This window comes from Luteimonas galliterrae (assembly GCF_023374055.1).
In the GTDB taxonomy this organism is placed as follows: Bacteria; Pseudomonadota; Gammaproteobacteria; order Xanthomonadales; family Xanthomonadaceae; genus Luteimonas_C; species Luteimonas_C galliterrae.
This window is the reverse complement of record NZ_JAMBEP010000004.1, coordinates 135,019-151,344: the sequence shown is the minus strand read 5'-3', so window position 1 is coordinate 151,344 and position 16,326 is coordinate 135,019. Positions and strand designations below refer to the sequence as shown.

At 61.3% G+C, this 16,326-nt stretch carries 10 protein-coding genes, 2 tRNA genes and 3 rRNA genes; 8 read left to right on the top strand and 7 right to left on the bottom strand.

The annotated features are described in order from the left end of the window. Positions 1-18: 18 nt before the first annotated feature. The 4 genes from M2650_RS14940 (at position 19) to M2650_RS14925 (ending at position 3,619) form a co-directional block, all read left to right on the top strand. On the top strand, positions 19-699 hold the full coding sequence (locus tag M2650_RS14940; protein WP_249475887.1) for a DUF4097 family beta strand repeat-containing protein: 681 nt from the start codon (positions 19-21) through the stop codon (positions 697-699). Between the two features lie 205 nt (positions 700-904). Further along, entirely contained in the window at positions 905-2,605 is a 1,701-nt protein-coding gene (locus M2650_RS14935; protein ID WP_249475886.1) for a M28 family metallopeptidase, read from the top strand. A 241-nt stretch (positions 2,606-2,846) separates the two neighbouring features. Beyond that, a complete protein-coding gene (locus M2650_RS14930) occupies positions 2,847-3,239 on the top strand; it encodes an MAPEG family protein (protein WP_249475885.1) in 393 nt (130 codons plus the stop codon). Next, positions 3,239-3,619 (top strand): hypothetical protein, encoded by a 381-nt coding sequence (locus tag M2650_RS14925; protein ID WP_249475884.1) that lies wholly within the window; start codon positions 3,239-3,241, stop codon positions 3,617-3,619. Before M2650_RS14930 ends, M2650_RS14925 begins: the two co-directional genes overlap by 1 nt. A 94-nt stretch (positions 3,620-3,713) precedes the next feature. Here the strand turns inward: M2650_RS14925 and rrf are convergent. The 6 genes from rrf to tyrS form a co-directional block, all read right to left on the bottom strand. After that, positions 3,714-3,827 (bottom strand): 5S ribosomal RNA (gene rrf, locus M2650_RS14920). A gap of 131 nt (positions 3,828-3,958) precedes the next feature. After that, positions 3,959-6,837, bottom strand: a 23S ribosomal RNA gene (locus tag M2650_RS14915). A gap of 240 nt (positions 6,838-7,077) precedes the next feature. Beyond that, positions 7,078-7,154, bottom strand: a tRNA-Ile gene (locus M2650_RS14910). Between the two features lie 17 nt (positions 7,155-7,171). Then, a tRNA-Ala gene (locus M2650_RS14905) sits at positions 7,172-7,247 on the bottom strand. Positions 7,248-7,341: 94 nt separating this feature from the next. Next, positions 7,342-8,886, bottom strand: a 16S ribosomal RNA gene (locus M2650_RS14900). The 16S, 23S and 5S rRNA genes sit together here with 2 tRNA genes alongside, the layout of an rRNA operon. 488 nt (positions 8,887-9,374) lie before the next feature. Next, entirely contained in the window at positions 9,375-10,586 is a 1,212-nt protein-coding gene (tyrS, locus tag M2650_RS14895) for a tyrosine--tRNA ligase (RefSeq protein WP_249475883.1), read from the bottom strand. Between the two features lie 175 nt (positions 10,587-10,761). On the opposite strand from tyrS, the gene M2650_RS14890 reads away from it, so the two are divergent. The 3 genes from M2650_RS14890 to M2650_RS14880 all read left to right on the top strand — a co-directional run bounded on the left by M2650_RS14890 (position 10,762) and on the right by M2650_RS14880 (position 14,863). Beyond that, the gene (locus M2650_RS14890) at positions 10,762-12,183 is read left to right on the top strand and encodes a M23 family metallopeptidase (RefSeq protein WP_249475882.1); all 1,422 of its coding nucleotides are present in this window, start codon (positions 10,762-10,764) and stop codon (positions 12,181-12,183) included. A gap of 129 nt (positions 12,184-12,312) precedes the next feature. Next, a complete protein-coding gene (locus M2650_RS14885; RefSeq protein ID WP_249475881.1) occupies positions 12,313-13,482 on the top strand; it encodes an anhydro-N-acetylmuramic acid kinase in 1,170 nt (389 codons plus the stop codon). A 49-nt stretch (positions 13,483-13,531) separates the two neighbouring features. Beyond that, a complete protein-coding gene (locus M2650_RS14880; protein WP_249475880.1) occupies positions 13,532-14,863 on the top strand; it encodes an AmpG family muropeptide MFS transporter in 1,332 nt (443 codons plus the stop codon). Between the two features lie 15 nt (positions 14,864-14,878). Here the strand turns inward: M2650_RS14880 and M2650_RS14875 are convergent, their stop codons facing one another. Then, entirely contained in the window at positions 14,879-15,652 is a 774-nt protein-coding gene (locus M2650_RS14875) for an exodeoxyribonuclease III (RefSeq protein WP_249475879.1), read from the bottom strand. A 148-nt stretch (positions 15,653-15,800) separates the two neighbouring features. On the opposite strand from M2650_RS14875, the gene M2650_RS14870 reads away from it, so the two are divergent. Further along, positions 15,801-16,307: a GNAT family N-acetyltransferase gene (locus M2650_RS14870; RefSeq protein ID WP_249475878.1), complete on the top strand. Its 507-nt coding sequence runs from the start codon at positions 15,801-15,803 to the stop codon at positions 16,305-16,307. The last annotated feature ends 19 nt before the right edge of the window (positions 16,308-16,326 follow it).

Sequence of the window (16,326 nt, the reverse complement as noted above, 5' to 3'; positions counted from 1 at the left end):
GGCCTTTCAGGAGACCCCATGCCGCGCCTTCCTCTCGCTTTCGCGCTCGCCGCCGCCCTGGGCATCGCCGGCGCCGGTCCGGCCGCCGCCCAGGAGGACGTCAACAAGGTGAACGGCAGCATCACCGCCAATGCCGGCCAGGCCTACGGCGACCTGGAAACGGTCAACGGCAGCATCCGCATCGAAGCCGGCGCCCGCGTCGAGAGCGCGCAGACGGTCAACGGCAGCATTAAAGTCGCCGAGCGCGCGCAAACCCGCGACCTGGGCACCGTCAACGGCGGCATCCGGGCGGAGCATGGCATTCAGGTCGACGGCCACATCGAAACGGTCAACGGCGAAATATTCGTGGATCGCGGCGGCCGCGTCACGGGCGGCATCAGCACCGTCAATGGTTCGATCGGCCTGGTCGATACCGATCTGGGCAAGGACATCGAAACCGTGAACGGCGACATCACCGTCGGCGTCGGTTCGCATGTGCGCGGCGGCATCAAGGTCGAAAAGCCGACCAGCAGCTGGATGCCGATCAGCTTCGGCAAGCGCCGACCGCCGCGCATCATCATCGGGCCGGATGCCGTGGTCGACGGATCGCTGGTGTTCGAGCGCGAGGTCAAGCTGTACGTGCACAAGACCGCGAAAATCGGCCCGGTGACCGGCGCCACGGCCGTGCCGTACGAAGGCGAACGCGCGCCCGAAGAATGAGGCTCGGCCTTCGCTCTTCGTAAAAGCGGCTTTTTGTAGGAGCGGCTTTAGCCGCGAGCTCTTGTCGGATCAGAGCGGCTGGGAAAGCTCGCGGCTAAAGCCGCCCCTACAAAAAGCCGCTCCCAAGACGGAAGGTCGCCAATGGCACCTTTCGCCGCCCGCCGTGGGACGTAGAATCGGCATTCCGTTCCCATGAGGATTCCCGATGCTGCGCCCTTTGCTGTTGAGCGCGATCGCGCTCGCGACGCTGGCGGCCTGCCAGCGCGAAGCTCCTCCTGCGGCCGAGCCCGCCGCGCCGCAGGCGGCCGCGCCGGCCGCGCCGACCCATGCCTTCGACCCCACGATTCGCGCCGAAGATTTCGCCGAGCTGGTGAAGACCCTGTCTTCGGACGCGTTCGAAGGCCGCGGCCCCGGTAGCCCGGGCGAGGACAAGACCGTCGATTACATCAAGGCGCAGTTCGAACGCATCGGCCTGAAGCCGGGCAACGGCGACAGCTATTTCCAGACCGTGCCGATGACCGAGACCACCGCCGACGAATCGACCACGTTGAAGATCGACGCCAACGGCAAGCTCTACGACCTGAAATTCGGCACCGACATGGTGATGGGCACGCGCACCGGCAAGAACGAAGTGAAGATCGACGGCAGCGACCTGGTCTTCGTCGGCTACGGCGTCAACGCGCCGGAGCAGAGGTGGAACGACTACGCTGGCGTCGACGTGAAAGGCAAGACGGTGGTGATGTTCGTCAACGATCCCGGCTTCCACAGCAAGGACGAGTCCTTGTTCGAAGGCAAGCGCATGACCTACTACGGGCGCTGGACCTACAAGTTCGAGGAAGCCGCGCGGCAAGGCGCCGCAGCGGCAATCATCGTCCACGATACCGAAGGTGCTTCGTACGGCTGGGAGGTGGTGCGAGGTTCCTGGTCGGGCGCGCAATTCGACCTGCGCGCGGCGGACGACCCCGCGCCGCGCTTGCCGGCGCAAGGCTGGATCACCGCCGATGTCGCCAAGAAGCTGTTCGCCGACGCTGGCTTGGATCTGGCCGCCGAATACAAGGCCGCGAATAAGCGCGGTTTCAAGGCCAAACCGCTCAAGGCGACGCTGTCGCTGGACTTGAAGAGCAAGGTCGCCGAGAAGCAGTCGCGCAACGTGATCGGCGTGCTGCCGGGCAGCGAGCATCCGGACGAAGCGATCGTCTACATGGCACACTGGGACCATCTGGGTAAGCATCCGGAAGAGTCCGGCGACAACATCTATAACGGCGCGATCGACAACGCGACCGGCGTGGCCGGCATCATCGAAGTCGCCGGCGCCTTCGCCGCGCAGCAACCCAAGCCGCGGCGTTCGGTGGTGTTCCTGGCCGTGACGCTGGAGGAATCGGGTTTGCTGGGCTCCAAGTACTACGTCGCCCACCCGGCGATTCCGCTCGCCAAGACCGTGGCGGTGGTCAACATCGACGCGATGTCGGTGGCCGGCAAGACCCGCGACATTACGGTGGTCGGTTTCGGCAGTTCGGAATTGGAGGACGTGCTCAAACCGATCGCCGACAAACAGGGGCGCAAGCTGCATGCGGAAGCGCATCCGGAGGCCGGCGGCTTCTTCCGCTCGGATCACTTCAATTTCGCCAAGGCCGGCGTGCCGGCGCTGTACGTCGACGGCGGCAACGACCTGGTCGAAGGCGGCGTTGCGGCGGGTGAGGCCGCGGGCAAGGACTACGGCGACAACCGTTACCACAAGCCGGCCGACGAATACGATGCGGCGACGTGGAAGCTCGACGGCACGATGGACGATTTGGCCGCCGTGTACGAAGTGGGCCGCGAACTGGCGGGCTCGGACAAGTGGCCGAATTGGTACGCCGGCAACGCCTTCAAGGCCGCGCGCGATCAGATGATGCAGAGCAAGTAACGAAGTTTGCGCTTCCGATAAGCCCGCGGCACGAGCCGCGGTCTTTTTTGCTTTTTCCCCCTTTGAAAAAAGGGGACACAGGGGGATTTGCTCTTGCTGTTGCTATTGCTTCATGAGCACGGCTAACCGCAGAGGCAAGAGCAAATCCCCCTCAATCCCCCTTTTTCAAAGGGGGAAGAACAGCAGAGCTCGGCGACCGACGGTTGCGCTACGCTAGGGGCCGACCCCACGGAGTCGCGACATGACCATCCCCTACCTCTGCATCCTGATCGCGGCGCTGCTGCCGTATCTGTGGGTCTCGATCTCCAAAGCCAGCGGCCAGCGCTACGACAACCGCGATCCGCGCGGTTGGTTGGCGAAACAGGACAATCCGCGCGCGCATCGCGCCAATTCGGCGCAGCTCAATGCTTTCGAAGCGTTTGCGCCGTTCGCCGCAGCGGTGCTGATGGCGCAAGCGGTCGGCATCGACCCCATCATGATCAGCGCGCTGTCGCTGGTCTTCATCGCGACACGCATCGTCCACGGGTTCCTCTACCTGGCCAATCTCGCGGTTTGGCGCAGCCTGGTCTGGGGAGTGGGATTCGTCAGCGTACTCGCGCTCATGGTGCTGGCGATCATGCGCGTCGGCGGCTGATGCTGATCCGGTTTACCGTACTGGCCATTGATCGGGATTCAGGGCGCAACCAAGGCATCCTGGTCGCCGCGCATACCCTGAGGGACGAGGGCCCGCTTACGGCAACCGAGCACGTGGAGTTGAATGCTTGCTTGTCGTGGTTCAACGAGCATCTTCCTCTTCCGTCTTTGCTCGGCGAGGCCGAACACCGGCGTGCTATTTCCTGGTTCAAGAGCGGCGCCTTGGAGGCCATTCAACGCATGTGGTCGTTGAAGCGTCTGCTCGACTCGCATGGATGCCATGTCGAAGTGATTCGTACCGCAGATCCGGGCGTGATCGTTTACGAAGACGATTGGCAGGTAGTGGCGAAACCCCATAAAAACCAGCGTTTTCAGCGTTGAGCCGCGCACCGAGCGCCGAAACCTGGCAGACGCGGACGCATTGCGATTCGCACAAAGAAAAAGCCCGTCCTTGCGGACGGGCTTTTGGGGTAGAACCTGGCGATGACCTACTCTCGCATGCTAAATGCACACTACCATCGGCGCAGCTGCGTTTCACTTCCGAGTTCGGGATGGGATCGGGTGGTGCCACAGCGCTAAAGTCGCCAGGAAGACGGTGAAGCGTCGCGGGCTCCAAAAAAACGGAGTCGCGCCGTCTTGCATAGGGTTCGTGACGTAGCGGGCTGGTCGAGGCGAGAGACATCAACGTGTCATCTTCGGCTCAAGGCCACTTGAGGTTATATGGTCAAGCCACACGGATCATTAGTACTGGTTAGCTCAAACGGTTGCCCGTCTTACACACCCAGCCTATCAACCACCTAGTCTTGATGGTTCCTTTAGGGGACTTGTGTCCCGGGAGATCTCATCTTGAGGCGCGCTTCCCGCTTAGATGCTTTCAGCGGTTATCGCTTCCGAACATAGCTACCCGGCAATGCCACTGGCGTGACAACCGGAACACCAGAGGTTCGTCCACTCCGGTCCTCTCGTACTAGGAGCAGCCCCTCTCAAATCTCCAACGCCCATGGCAGATAGGGACCGAACTGTCTCACGACGTTCTGAACCCAGCTCGCGTACCACTTTAAATGGCGAACAGCCATACCCTTGGGACCGACTACAGCCCCAGGATGTGATGAGCCGACATCGAGGTGCCAAACACCGCCGTCGCTATGGACGCTTGGGCGGTATCAGCCTGTTATCCCCGGAGTACCTTTTATCCGTTGAGCGATGGCCCTTCCATTCAGAACCACCGGATCACTAAGACCTACTTTCGTACCTGCTTGATCCGTCGATCTTGCAGTCAAGCACGCTTATGCCTTTGCACACAGTGCGCGATGTCCGACCGCGCTGAGCGTACCTTCGTGCTCCTCCGTTACTCTTTGGGAGGAGACCGCCCCAGTCAAACTACCCACCATACACGGTCCCCGCTCCGGATTACGGAGCCAGGTTAGAACGTCAAGCACTTCAGGGTGGTATTTCAAGGTTGCCTCCACCTCAGCTAGCGCCAAGGTTTCATAGGCTCCCACCTATCCTACACAGAAGAACTCAACGTTCAGTGTAAAGCTATAGTAAAGGTTCACGGGGTCTTTCCGTCTTGCCACGGGAACGCTGCATCTTCACAGCGATTTCAATTTCACTGAGTCTCGGGTGGAGACAGCGCCGCTGTCGTTACGCCATTCGTGCAGGTCGGAACTTACCCGACAAGGAATTTCGCTACCTTAGGACCGTTATAGTTACGGCCGCCGTTTACTGGGGCTTCGATCAAGAGCTTCGCCTTGCGGCTGACCCCATCAATTAACCTTCCAGCACCGGGCAGGCGTCACACCCTATACGTCCACTTTCGTGTTTGCAGAGTGCTGTGTTTTTGATAAACAGTCGCAGCGGCCTGGTCACTGCGGCCCCTCTCAGCTCAGCTACGCATGTAGCCACCAAAAAGGGCGCACCTTCTCCCGAAGTTACGGTGCCATGTTGCCTAGTTCCTTCACCCGAGTTCTCTCAAGCGCCTGAGAATTCTCATCCTACCCACCTGTGTCGGTTTACGGTACGGTCTGCATAAGCTGAAGCTTAGGGGCTTTTCCTGGAAGCGTGGTATCAGTCACTTCGCTCTAATGAGCTCGTCTCGGTGCTCGGTGTAGAGGATCCCGGATTTGCCTAAGATCCACACCTACCTCCTTTCCCCGGGACAACCAACGCCCGGTAGACCTAACCTTCTCCGTCCCCCCATCGCACTTATGCGAGGTGCTGGAATATTAACCAGCTTCCCATCGACTACGCATTTCTGCCTCGCCTTAGGGGCCGACTCACCCTGCGTCGATTAACGTTGCGCAAGGAAACCTTGGGCTTTCGGCGTGCGGGCTTTTCACCCGCATTATCGTTACTCATGTCAGCATTCGCACTTCCGATACCTCCAGCGGACTTCTCAATCCACCTTCGCAGGCGTACGGAACGCTCCTCTACCGCGCATCACAAAGTGATGCACCCCAAGCTTCGGTTTATCGCTTAGCCCCGTTAAATCTTCCGCGCAGACCGACTCGACCAGTGAGCTATTACGCTTTCTTTAAAGGGTGGCTGCTTCTAAGCCAACCTCCTGGCTGTCTATGCCTTTCCACATCGTTCACCACTTAGCGATAAATTTGGGACCTTAGCTGTGGGTCTGGGTTGTTTCCCTTTTCACGACGGACGTTAGCACCCGCCGTGTGTCTCCCGCGCAGTCTGTCTTGGTATTCGGAGTTTGCCATGGTTTGGTAAGTCGCAATGACCCCCTAGCCATAACAGTGCTCTACCCCCAAGAAGATTCACGCGAGGCGCTACCTAAATAGCTTTCGAGGAGAACCAGCTATCTCCGGGTTCGATTAGCTTTTCACTCCTAATCACACCTCATCCCCTACCTTTGCAACGGGAGTGGGTTCGGGCCTCCAGTCGGTGTTACCCGACCTTCACCCTGGGCATGACTAGATCACCCGGTTTCGGGTCTACTGCCCGCGACTATGCGCCCTTATCAGACTCGGTTTCCCTTCGCCTCCCCTATACGGTTAAGCTCGCCACGAACAGTAAGTCGCTGACCCATTATACAAAAGGTACGCAGTCACCCTTGCGGGCTCCTACTGCTTGTACGCACACGGTTTCAGGGTCTATTTCACTCCCCTCGCCGGGGTTCTTTTCGCCTTTCCCTCACGGTACTGGTTCACTATCGGTCGGTCAGGAGTATTTAGCCTTGGAGGATGGTCCCCCCATATTCAGACAGGGTTTCACGTGCCCCGCCTTACTCAATTTCATCTGCATGGCCCTTTCGCATACTGGGCTGTCACCGTCTATGGCCGGCCTTTCCAGGCCGTTTTGCTAAAACCATGCAAACTTTTGGGCTAGTCCCCGTTCGCTCGTCGCTACTCAGGGAATCTCGGTTGATTTCTTTTCCTCCGGTTACTTAGATATTTCAGTTCACCGGGTTCGCTTCCATGAGCTATGTATTCACTCATAGATACTCCTTGCGGAGTGGGTTTCCCCATTCGGACATTGCCGGATCAAAGCTTGTTGCCAGCTCCCCGACACTTTTCGCAGGCTGCCACGTCCTTCATCGCCTCTGACCGCCAAGGCATCCACCGTGTGCGCTTATTCGCTTGACCATATAACCTCAAGTCGCCTCGAGGTCGTCTGTGCCTGCGGGTACAAACCGCAGAACGCGAATATCAACGACAACTTCAAATGTAAGAGTGCTTTTTACGGCACTCCGCCTTAGCCTCTACGACACGTTGTAAGAATCTCTCTTCAAACGCTCGCTACGTCACGAATTTTAAAAGAACACAACACCGGCCTCAGCGCCGGGCTGTCTCTAATCTTTGTGTGCGCTATTTACATCCAGAGAATGGTGGGTCTGGGAGGACTCGAACCACCGGCCTCACCCTTATCAGGGGTGCGCTCTAACCACCTGAGCTACAGACCCAATGTTTCCGTGCCAGATGGTGGAGCCAGTCGGGATCGAACCGACGACCCCCTGCTTGCAAAGCAGGTGCTCTCCCAGCTGAGCTATGGCCCCGAAAGGGGACGATTCCTCGGTGTTTTCACCGGGAACTCTGGATGCAGGTCACTTGTGCGGACGTCTGACAAGCAATTAGCTGTCTTTAGTCTCTAAAGGAGGTGATCCAGCCGCACCTTCCGATACGGCTACCTTGTTACGACTTCACCCCAGTCATCGGCCACACCGTGGCAAGCGCCCTCCTTGCGGTTAAGCTACCTGCTTCTGGTGCAACAAACTCCCATGGTGTGACGGGCGGTGTGTACAAGGCCCGGGAACGTATTCACCGCAGCAATGCTGATCTGCGATTACTAGCGATTCCGACTTCACGGAGTCGAGTTGCAGACTCCGATCCGGACTGAGATTAGGTTTCTGGGATTGGCTCGCCCTCGCGGGTTTGCAGCCCTCTGTCCTAACCATTGTAGTACGTGTGTAGCCCTGGCCGTAAGGGCCATGATGACTTGACGTCATCCCCACCTTCCTCCGGTTTGTCACCGGCGGTCTCCTTAGAGTTCCCACCATTACGTGCTGGCAACTAAGGACAAGGGTTGCGCTCGTTGCGGGACTTAACCCAACATCTCACGACACGAGCTGACGACAGCCATGCAGCACCTGTGTTCCGATTCCCGAAGGCACTCCCGCATCTCTGCAGGATTCCGGACATGTCAAGGCCAGGTAAGGTTCTTCGCGTTGCATCGAATTAAACCACATACTCCACCGCTTGTGCGGGCCCCCGTCAATTCCTTTGAGTTTCAGTCTTGCGACCGTACTCCCCAGGCGGCGAACTTAACGCGTTAGCTTCGATACTGAGTGCCAAGTTGCACCCAACATCCAGTTCGCATCGTTTAGGGCGTGGACTACCAGGGTATCTAATCCTGTTTGCTCCCCACGCTTTCGTGCCTCAGTGTCAGTGCTGGTCCAGATGGCCGCCTTCGCCACAGATGTTCCTCCCGATCTCTACGCATTTCACTGCTACACCGGGAATTCCGCCATCCTCTACCGCACTCTAGCCCGCCAGTATCCAATGCCATTCCCAGGTTGAGCCCAGGGCTTTCACATCAGACTTAACGAACCACCTACGCACGCTTTACGCCCAGTAATTCCGAGTAACGCTTGCACCCTTCGTATTACCGCGGCTGCTGGCACGAAGTTAGCCGGTGCTTATTCTTTGGGTACCGTCATCCCTACCGGGTATTAGCCGACAGGATTTCTTTCCCAACAAAAGGGCTTTACAACCCGAAGGCCTTCTTCACCCACGCGGTATGGCTGGATCAGGCTTGCGCCCATTGTCCAATATTCCCCACTGCTGCCTCCCGTAGGAGTCTGGACCGTGTCTCAGTTCCAGTGTGGCTGATCATCCTCTCAGACCAGCTACGGATCGTCGCCTTGGTGGGCTTTTACCCCGCCAACAAGCTAATCCGACATCGGCTCATCTATCCGCGTAAGGTCTTGCGATCCCCTACTTTCACCCGAAGGTCGTATGCGGTATTAGCGTAAGTTTCCCTACGTTATCCCCCACGAAAAGGTAGATTCCGATGTATTCCTCACCCGTCCGCCACTCGCCACCCAAGGAGCAAGCTCCTCTGTGCTGCCGTTCGACTTGCATGTGTTAGGCCTACCGCCAGCGTTCACTCTGAGCCAGGATCAAACTCTTCACTTAAGTTTTTCGGCTTTCCGTCCCGAAGGACTTGGGCCAATTTTTTGAGTGCAGTCGTCGTCACCGAGCTCCAGAACCACTCGCTTGCATTTCTGCATTTGAATTGATTTGGAGACTCTGTTCGAACGCCCTGCAAATGGACAGTCATCCACCTGCCAGACGCCCGCACAAGTCACCTGCGCACACTGTCAAAGATCGTGGAATTGGCCTCAGCGCCGATCCCCATTTCCCGCGAGGCCAGTGCCTCAGCGAGCCGCCCACTATACAGCCAAATTCCGGTCCGTCAACACCTCGAATCGAGATTTTTTCGGTCCGTCTGCTTGGCCCCGGGCGGTGAAACTTCCCGGGCAGCGGGTCGAAAATAATAGCAGGCGGATCGGCCGTTTGGGAACTCCCGGAACCGAAAAAATTCCGGGCCCGACACCCCGGATTGGGCGCCACGCGCCGCATGTCTTTTTTTGCAGGGTTTTCTGAGAATCCTGAAGGCGGGTTCAGGCCGCCGCGATCAGCTTCACCCGGGCGAAATTGCGCTTGCCGACCTGGATCACGCCCTCGAAACCGGGCGCAAAGACCCGTTGGGCGTCCTCGATCACCGTGCCGTCCACCCGAACGGCGCGTTCAGCCAGTTTCCGGGTGCCTTCGGTATTGCTGGCCGCCAAACCGGCGGCTTTGAGCAGCGCGGCCGTGCGCAGGCCTTCCGCAGGCACCGCAATCTCGGTCAGCGGCAGCAGCGAAGTGTCGCCTTCGCCGCGCACCACCGCGTGCCAACCGGCGATCGCGGTGTCCGCGGCGGCGGCATCGTGGAATCGCGCGGCCAGTTCGCGCGCCAAGCGCAGTTTCACGTCGCGCGGATTCAGCGCGCCGGCCGCGACATCGGCCTGCAGACGCTTGGCCTCATCGATGCCGATTTCGAAGCTGAGCAGGTCGATCCAGCGCCACATCAGGTCGTCGCCGATCTTCATGGTCTTAGCGACGATGTCGATCGCAGGTTCGGCGATACCTATGTAATTGCCGAGGGATTTGGACATTTTCTGCACGCCGTCCAGGCCTTCCAGCAATGGCATGGTCAGCACGATCTGCGGCGGCTGGCCGAAATGCTCCTGCAGGCCGCGGCCCATCAGCAGGTTGAATTTCTGGTCGGTGCCGCCGAGTTCGACGTCGCTTTTCAAAGCCACCGAATCGTAGCCCTGCACCAGCGGATACAGGAATTCGTGGATCGCGATCGGCTGCTGCGAGGCATAACGCTTGGCGAAATCGTCGCGCTCCAGCATGCGCGCCACAGTGTGCTGCGCGGCGAGTTTGATCATGTCGGCGGCGCTCATGGCGCCGAACCACTCGGAATTGAAGCGCAATTCGGTCTTGCCGCGATCCAATACCTTGAACACCTGATCGGCGTAGGTGCGGGCGTTGGCTTCGACGTCTTCGCGCGTGAGCGGCTTGCGGGTGACGTTCTTGCCGGTGGGGTCGCCGATCATGCCGGTGAAATCGCCGATCAGGAAAATCACCTGATGTCCCAGATCCTGGAACTGCCGCATCTTGTTGAGCAGCACCGTATGGCCGATATGCAGGTCCGGTGCGGTCGGATCGAAACCGGCTTTGATGCGCAGCGGGCGGCCCAGTTTGAGCCGCGCTTCGAGCTCCTCGCGCTTGAGGATTTCGTCGGCGCCGCGGGCGATCAGGTCGAGAGCGTTTTGAGTGGGCACGGCGTCTTTCCGGGAAAAAGCTGAATAGGGCGAAGTGTGAAGTTTGTATTAAATAAAGGTTAATCGGTGTCGCGCGTCAAAAAAACCAGTCGTTTCAGGCATTTGACGGCTGCAGTTCGCGTGATTATGGTACGGACGTTACGCGCCCGTCACACATGGGCCCCGGGATAAGAACATGAAGAAATCCGGCAGCGGCGGCGAACGACGCGAACGTCTGATGCTTTTACGCGAAGCCGCCCTGCACCGGAAGGTGCTGGCGAAATTACCCACCGGGTTCGACGGTCGCTGGACGCGCCGTCATTGGCTGCACGCCAGCCTGTTCGCCACGCTTGGCGCGCTCGTCGCAGCGATCGTGCCGGGTTTCTCCAACGCGATGCAGACGCCCAAGGCGTTGCCGCAGACTTCTCTCGCGCTGGCATTGCCGCCGCTGAGCCTGGCGCAGTTGCGCGGCCATGCCGGCGACAGCTGGCAGATCGTCAGCATCGAACGCGGCGAGACCCTGAGCCATGTGTTCGATGAGCTCGGTATTCCGAAATCGGAATTGCAACGCGTGCTGTCGCACCCCGGCGTCAAGGGCACGTTGACCAAGCTCAAGCCCGGTACCGAGTTGGCCTTCGACCTGCCGGTCGACGGACAACTGCGTGCGATGCGCTTCAATAAGGATCAGACGACGCAGGTCGAATTGCTGATCGGCAAAGAAAAGATCGAAGAGAAAGTCGTCGCCAAGGAAACCGACGTGCGCACCGCCGTGCTCAGCGGCAAGGTCGGCAAGTCGCTGTTCCGCTCGGCGCGCAAGGCGGGGCTCACCGGCTCCAATATCAACGCGCTGACCGACGACATCTTCAAGTACGACATCGACTTCGATTCGGACGTCGGCGCCGACGACCGTTTCAGCGTGGTGGTGGAGCAGACCTGGCAGAACGGCGAGCTGGTCAAGACCGGTCCTGTGCTGGCCGCGGCGTTCACCGTGGACGGCAAGCTGCACAGCGGCTTCCGCTACGTGCGCAACGGCAAGCCCGAATACTTCACCGCCGAAGGTCGTCCGCTGCAACGCGCCTTCATCCGCATGCCGATCCCCTATGCGCGGCTGACGTCGCGCTTCGGTTCGCGCCGCCATCCGGTGCTCGGTTCGATGCGCATGCACAAGGGCGTGGATTACGCCGCCGGCACCGGCACGCCGATCATGGCCGCCGGCGATGCGCGCGTGCAGTTCGTCGGCCGCAAGGGCGGCTACGGCAATGCGGTGATCCTCGACCACGGCCGCGGTTACACCACGCTGTACGGCCACATGTCGCGCTTCGGCAAGGTGCGCACGGGCCAGCGCATTCCGCAGGGCACGGTGATCGGCTACGTCGGCTCGACAGGCCTGGCCACCGGCCCGCACCTGCACTACGAATTCCGGATCAACGGCGTGCACCGCAATCCGCTGTCGATCACGATGCCGCCGCCGGAGCCGCTGAGCGGCAAGCAGCTGGCCAGCTTCCGCGTCGAGACCAGCCGCGCGCTGGCCAAGATCCGCACCGTCGAGAACATCATCTACGCCGAGCCCAAGCGGGTGGCGACGGTGGCCAAGCCTGCGCCTCCCAAGAAGGGCTGATCGCCCGAGCGGACGGCTCTTGTAGGTGCGAATTCATTCGCACGCTCCCGGATCGAAAGCGTGCGAATGAATCCGCACCTACGAACGGCCGGTTGCTAACATCGGCCGGTCTTCGTTCGGCCATCCCCAATGTCCACGCCCAGCGCGTCGCTTTATCTAGGCCTGATTTCCGGCACCAGCGCCGATGGCATCGATGCTGCGTTGGTGCGGATGGCGCAAGAGCAAGAGCAAATCCCCCTCAATCCCCCTTTTTCAAAGGGGGAAGAACAGCGGGCGCGTTGCGAGTTGGTGTTGGGTCGCACTTATGCATGGGATTCGGCGCTGCGTGAGCGGTTGATCGCGTTGGGGCAGGGACAGGACACGGTTTCGCTGGATGCGATCGGCTCGCTCGATGTGCAAGTGGCGCTGGCCTTCGCCGAAGCGGCCGCGCGCCTGCTGCGCGAGGCGGACGTAACGCCCGCGCAGGTGCGGGCGATCGGTTCGCACGGGCAGACGGTGCGGCATCGGCCCGAAGCGGAATTCCCCTTCACCTGGCAACTCGGCGACGGCAACGCGATCGCCGAACGCAGCGGCATCGCCACGGTCGCCGATTTCCGCCGCCGCGACGTCGCCGCCGGCGGACACGGCGCGCCGCTGATGCCGGCCTTCCATGCCGCGATGCTGCATTCGGACCGGGAAGACCGCGCCGTGCTCAACCTGGGCGGGATCGCCAATTTCACGCTGTTGCCGCGCGTGGGCGACGTGCGCGGCTTCGATACCGGTCCGGCCAATGCGTTGCTCGATGCGTGGTGCGAACGCCATATCGGGCATGCCTTCGATGCCGACGGGACCTTCGCCGCGAGCGGGCGCGTGGACGAGGCGCTGCTGACGCGCTTGCTGGACGATGCATGGTTTGCGCTGCCGCCGCCGAAAAGCACCGGGCGCGAACAGTTTCACCTCGAATGGGCGCAGGCCCGGATCGGCGATGGCGCATTCGCGCCGCAGGACGTGCAAGCGACATTGCTGGAACTGACCGCCGCCACCGTCGCCGACGCCTTGCTCGCGACGCAACCGCAGACGCGGCGCGTGCTGGTCTGTGGCGGCGGCGTGCGCAATCCGGTGCTGCTCGCACGCATCGCAGCGCGCCTGCCGGGGGTGGCCGTGGAATCGACCGCGGCTTACGGCCTGGATCCGGATTTCGTCGAAGCGATGGGCTTCGCCTGGCTGGCGCGCGAAACGCTGGCGGGACGGCCGGGGAATTTGCCTAGCGTCAGCGGCGCGAAGGGACCGCGGGTGTTGGGCGTGGTTTATCCGGCTTAGACATCCGCAGCACGGCCCAAAGGTGGCAACGCTCGGTTAGCATGCCCGCATGACGACCTCTTCCTCCGTTGCGCGCACCGGCCGTTGGTCCAACTGGCTCGGCCCCTATCTGGAACGCGCACCGTTGGGGGCGCTGCTGCTGGGGATATCCTCCGGCTTTCCCTACGCGATGATCGGCGCCACCCTGACCACGCGCCTGGCGCAGGACGGCATCGACAAGAAGAGCGTCACGGCGTTTTCCCTGGCCTTCCTGGCCTACAACTTCAAATTCCTCTGGGCGCCGGCGGTCGACCGCTTCCACCTGCCGCTGCTGGGACGCTTCGGTCAGCGACGATCGTGGCTGTGGCTGTCGGCAGTGCTGGTGGTGGCGGCGCTCGCTTTCCTGGCGCTGAGCGATCCGAGCGCGCATCTGGGCACGGTGGCGGTGGCTGCCGTGGCTCTGGGCGTGGCCGGCGCGACCTTCGACATCGTCATCGACGCTTATCGCATCGAGTTGTTGTCGCCGCAGCAGCTCGGCGTCGGCTCGGGCATGTCGCAATACGGCTGGCGGATAGGTTCGGTCAGCGCCGGTGCGCTGGCGTTGCTGGTCGCCGAGCGCCTGGGCTGGAGCGGTGCGTATCTGTTGTGCGCGGTCTTCGTATTGCCGGCGGTTTTCGTCGGCTTCTGGCTGGGCGAGCCGCAACGGCACCGCGAACCGACGCCCAAGCGCGGCGTTGCCGCCGCCGTGGCCGCGGTCGTCGGCCCGCTCGCCGAATTCTTCCGCCGCCGCGGCGCTTTTCTGGTGCTGCTCTTCGTGCTGCTCCACAAGATCGGCGACACGCTTGCCAACCTCACCTTGCGCCTGCTGCTCAACGACCTGAACTTCAGCAACGCCGAAATCGCGACTTACGATGTCGGCATCGGCTTCGTCGCCTACTTGGTCGGCATCTTCGTCGGCGGCATCCTGTATGCGCGCATGGGCATGAAACGTTCGGTGCTGCTCAGCCTGGTGCTGATGGCGGTGTCCAATCTGTCGTTCGCGTACCTGGCCTACTTGGGCCATAGCAACGCTTTCCTGGCCTTCACGATGGCTTTCGAGCATTTCGCCAGCGGCATCGGCGGCGTGGTGGTGGTCGCCTATCTGTCCGCATTGTGCAACCTGTCGTTCACGGCCACCCAATTCGCGCTGCTGTCGGCCGCCGCATCGATCGTGGGCCGCTTCCTCACCGGCACCACCGCCGGCGCGCTGATCGAATGGATGGGCTATGTGAACTTCTACCTGCTGACTACCGTCATCGCATTGCCCGGCGTATTCCTCTACGCCTGGATGATCCGCAGCGGGCTGGTGGAAGCTTCCATCGTCGAACAGGACGTCAAGCAGGCTGCGCAAAGCCCCGGATAACGGCTGCGCCGGTGCCTATAGCTCGTAATCCACGACGAACGGCGCGTGATCGGAGAATCGCGGCTCGGGATGGATCGAGCACGCCTTGAGCTTGTCGCGCAGCGACGGCGTCACGATCTGGTAGTCGATGCGCCAACCGACGTTGTTCGCGCGCGCCGCACCGCGCGCGCTCCACCAGGTGTAGTCCTGGCCTTCGGCGTTGAGGGCGCGATAGGCGTCGATCCAGCCTTTGTCTTCGACGCACAGACCGTTGAGCCAGTCGCGCTCGGGCGGCAGGCAGCCGGAATTCTTTTGGTTCGACGTCCAGTTCTTGATGTCCAGCCGGCTGCGAACGATGTTCCAGTCGCCGCACAAGACGTAGTCGCGGCCGCTGGTCAACCATTCGTCGAGGATGGGTTTCAGCCAGTCCATCACCTCGAACTTGAAGCCCTGCCGCAATTCGCCGGACGATCCGGACGGGATGTAGAACGAAACCACGCTCAGGTTGCCGAAGCGCGCTTCAAGGTAACGGCCTTCGTCGTCGAACGGCGCCCAGCCCAGCGAGCTGCGCACCTCGTCCGGCTCGCGTTTGGCGTAAATGGCCACGCCGCTGTAGCCCTTCTTGGTGATCGCGTCCTTGAAGAAGGCCTTGTAGCCCTTGGGCAGGAATTCCGGCCCGGCGAGCTGGTGTTCCTGGGCCTTGGTCTCCTGCACGCAGAGCACGTCGGCCTTTTGCGCGGCGAACCAGTCGAAGAAGCCCTTGCTGGCCGCGGAACGCAGGCCGTTGGCGTTGAAGCTGATGATGCGCATGCCGGTCCGGAGCAATGGTCGTAGGCCGATTGTAGGCATTGCGCACGATGTGCGTAGCCCGGGTGGAGCCGAAGGCGATACCCGGGGTCGAGTCGCGACGTGTTTCCCCGGGTATCGCCTACGGCTCCACCCGGGCTACGATCCGAGCATGACCGACCCCCCGGCCATCCGCGTCGCCCCGGTCACACGCGAGCTGACCGCGCAAGTGCGGGCCCTGCGAGTGGCGCCGGAGCAGTACAGCTTCGTCGGCGATATCGCCTTCAACCTGGTCGACGCCGAGCGCGATCCGCGCAGCGACGCCATGGCGATCCTGGACGGCGACGGCGTGATCGGCTTCTACCGGCTCGACTACGCGCCCACCATCGTCGCTTGGCAGCCGATCGCAGCCAGCGTCGGCCTGCGCTCCTTCCTGATCGATCGCCGCTGCCAGGGCCGCGGCTACGGCACGCTGGCCATCGCCGCGTGCTGCGACGACCTGCGCCGGCGCCATCCCGAGCGCAAACTGCTCGCGTTGAACGTGAACTGCATCAATCGCAGCGCAATCCGCGCCTACCGCAAGGCGGGGTTCGTGGACACCGGTGAACTGTATTTCGGCGGCCGCGCCGGTCCGCAACACCTGATGCTGCGCAGCCTCGAAGAGTCGCGCCTTGGCTGACCGGTGCATGGGATAATCC